The organism is Alcanivorax sp. HI0044 (assembly GCF_001634945.1).
Map to the genome: position 1 here is coordinate 1 of NZ_LWEZ01001701.1, position 457 is coordinate 457.

Below are 457 nucleotides of genomic sequence, written 5' to 3' on the forward strand. Positions count from 1 at the left end.
TACGGGCTGGTGGCCCTGGGGCTGACGCTGGTGTACGGCATTCTGCACGTCCCTAATTTTTCTCACGGGGCGCTGTATATGGTCGGCGCCTATGTCTCGTATATCACCATGGTCGACTTCGGTGTGAACTACTGGGTGGCCATGTTGCTGGCTGCCGTGGCAGTGGCGCTGCTGGCGGTACTGTGTGAACGGTTGGTGTTCAACCCGCTGCGCCATGCGCCCCCGATTCACGACAAGATTGCCGCCATCGGCATCATGTTGTTTCTCGAAGCGCTGGTGCAAATGCAGTGGGGCGCCGAGTTCCGTCGCATGCCCACGCCCTATACCGACATTCTCGATATTGCCGGCATGACCATTCCGGCTCAGCGGGTATTGATCATCGCGGGTGCGTTTTCGTTAATGGCAGTGCTGCATCTGTTCCTGAAGAAAACCATGACTGGCTCCACCATCGTGGCCA

General features: G+C 58.2%; 1 protein-coding gene. It reads left to right on the forward strand.

The genetic code is table 11. The features are described 5' to 3' along the window. Positions 1 to 457: branched-chain amino acid ABC transporter permease (locus tag A3730_RS25570; protein ID WP_197477639.1), on the forward strand; the 457-nt coding region annotated here is incomplete at both ends.